Below are 2,856 nucleotides of genomic sequence, written 5' to 3'. Positions count from 1 at the left end.
CACTCCGAACCCGTGAACACGGATCGTGTGTTGTTTCAGATACTGCACAGTGGACGCGTAGCTTCTTTGTTGGTAAGTCCTCGGCCGATTAGTACCAGTCACCTGCACCCGTTACCGGGCTTCCAGTTCTGGCCTATCAACCCCATGGTCTGTGGGGGGCCTTAACCACTCGAAGGTGGTGAGAAACCTCATCTTGGAACAGGCTTCCCGCTTAGATGCTTTCAGCGGTTATCCCTTCCGAACGTAGCTAACCAGCAGTGCTCCTGGCGGAACAACTGGCACACCAGAGGTTCGTCCGTCCCGGTCCTCTCGTACTAGGGACAGCCTTCCTCAAGTTTCTGACGCGCGCGGCGGATAGAGACCGAACTGTCTCACGACGTTCTAAACCCAGCTCGCGTGCCGCTTTAATGGGCGAACAGCCCAACCCTTGGGACCTACTCCAGCCCCAGGATGCGACGAGCCGACATCGAGGTGCCAAACCATCCCGTCGATATGGACTCTTGGGGAAGATCAGCCTGTTATCCCCGGGGTACCTTTTATCCGTTGAGCGACACCGCTTCCACTTGCCGGTGCCGGATCACTAGTCCCGACTTTCGTCCCTGCTCGAGCTGTCGCTCTCACAGTCAAGCTCCCTTGTGCACTTGCACTCGACACCTGATTGCCAACCAGGCTGAGGGAACCTTTGGGCGCCTCCGTTACATTTTAGGAGGCAACCGCCCCAGTTAAACTACCCACCAGGCACTGTCCCTGAACCAGATCATGGTCCGAGGTTAGAAGTCCAATACGATCAGAGTGGTATTTCAACGATGACTCCCACGACACTGGCGTGCCGCTTTCACAGTCTCCCACCTATCCTACACAAACCGTACCGAACACCAATACCAAGCTATAGTGAAGGTCCCGGGGTCTTTTCGTCCTGCCGCGCGTAACGAGCATCTTTACTCGTAATGCAATTTCGCCGAGTCTGTGGTTGAGACAGCTGAGAAGTCGTTACGCCATTCGTGCAGGTCGGAACTTACCCGACAAGGAATTTCGCTACCTTAGGATGGTTATAGTTACCACCGCCGTTTACCGGGGCTTAAATTCTCAGCTTCGCACCCGAAGGCGCTAACCGGTCCTCTTAACCTTCCGGCACCGGGCAGGCGTCAGTCCGTATACATCGTCTTACGACTTCGCACGGACCTGTGTTTTTAGTAAACAGTCGCTTCTCACTGGTCTCTGCGACCACCCCCAGCTCAGACCGCAAGGGTCGTCACCGGTTGTGGTCCCCCTTCTCCCGAAGTTACGGGGGCATTTTGCCGAGTTCCTTAACCACAGTTCTCTCGATCGCCTTAGTATTCTCTACCTGACCACCTGTGTCGGTTTGGGGTACGGGCCGTGTACCAACTCACTAGAGGCTTTTCTCGGCAGCATAGGATCACTGAATTCGCCTCAATCGGCTACGCATCACCTCTCAGGCTGTATGCGGTGCGGATTTGCCTACACCACGCCCTACAGGCTTACACCAGTACAACCACTGACTGGCCCAGCTACCTTCCTGCGTCACCCCATCGCTTGACTACTACCAGCCAGGGTCATGTGCATCCCTCCACTCGAGACCCGAAGGTCTTCTCGGAAGTTCAGGACACTTAGCACAACTGATTCATCATGGGCGCGGATACACGGGTACGGGAATATCAACCCGTTGTCCATCGACTACGCCTGTCGGCCTCGCCTTAGGTCCCGACTCACCCTGGGCGGATTAACCTGGCCCAGGAACCCTTGGTCATTCGGCGGACGAGTTTCTCACTCGTCTTTCGCTACTCATGCCTGCATTCTCACTCCCATAGCCTCCACAACTAGGTCACCCTGCTGCTTCCATGGCTATAGGACGCTCCCCTACCCATCCACACCGCTGCACGCCCTCCCGCAGGAGAACGCGGACGTATTGTGTGAATGCCGCGGCTTCGGCGGTGTACTTGAGCCCCGCTACATTGTCGGCGCAAAATCACTTGACCAGTGAGCTATTACGCACTCTTTCAAGGGTGGCTGCTTCTAAGCCAACCTCCTGGTTGTCTTCGCGACTTCACATCCTTTTCCACTTAGTACACGCTTAGGGGCCTTAGCCGGCGATCTGGGCTGTTTCCCTCTCGACTACGAAGCTTATCCCCCGCAGTCTCACTGCCACGCTCTCACACACCGGCATTCGGAGTTTGGCTGATTTCGGTAAGCTTGTAGGCCCCCTAGACCATCCAGTAGCTCTACCTCCGGCGTGAAACACGTGACGCTGCACCTAAATGCATTTCGGGGAGAACCAGCTATCACGGAGTTTGATTGGCCTTTCACCCCTACCCACAGCTCATCCCCTCAGTTTTCAACCTAAGTGGGTTCGGGCCTCCACGACGTCTTACCGTCGCTTCACCCTGGCCATGGGTAGATCACTCCGCTTCGGGTCTAGAACATGCGACTGGACCGCCCTATTCGGACTCGCTTTCGCTACGGCTACCCCACACGGGTTAACCTCGCCACATGCCACTAACTCGCAGGCTCATTCTTCAAAAGGCACGCCATCACCCACCACCCACTAAAGGATGCACAGGCTCTGACGGATTGTAAGCGCACGGTTTCAGGTACTATTTCACTCCCCTCCCGGGGTACTTTTCACCTTTCCCTCACGGTACTAGTCCGCTATCGGTCACCAGGGAGTATTCAGGCTTACCGGGTGGTCCCGGCAGATTCACAGCAGATTTCACGGGCCCGCTGCTACTCGGGTACTCACTACAAGAGCCGCTGAGTTTTCGTCTACGGGATTCTCACCCTCTACGACAGGCCGTTCCAGACCACTTCGACTAACACAACGGTTTCTGACTCTCGCCA

At 56.0% G+C, this 2,856-nt stretch carries 1 rRNA gene (cut by a window edge); it reads right to left on the bottom strand.

From position 1 onward, the window contains the following. Positions 1–68: 68 nt before the first annotated feature. Positions 69–2,856, bottom strand: a 23S ribosomal RNA gene (locus ACIBCN_RS44415); it runs 431 nt beyond the window's last position.

It is taken from the genome of Nocardia sp. NPDC051052, assembly GCF_044456045.1.
Taxonomy (GTDB): Bacteria; Actinomycetota; Actinomycetes; order Mycobacteriales; family Mycobacteriaceae; genus Nocardia.
Note: the sequence above shows the minus strand (reverse complement) of the source record. Positions and strands in the feature narration are given on the sequence as shown.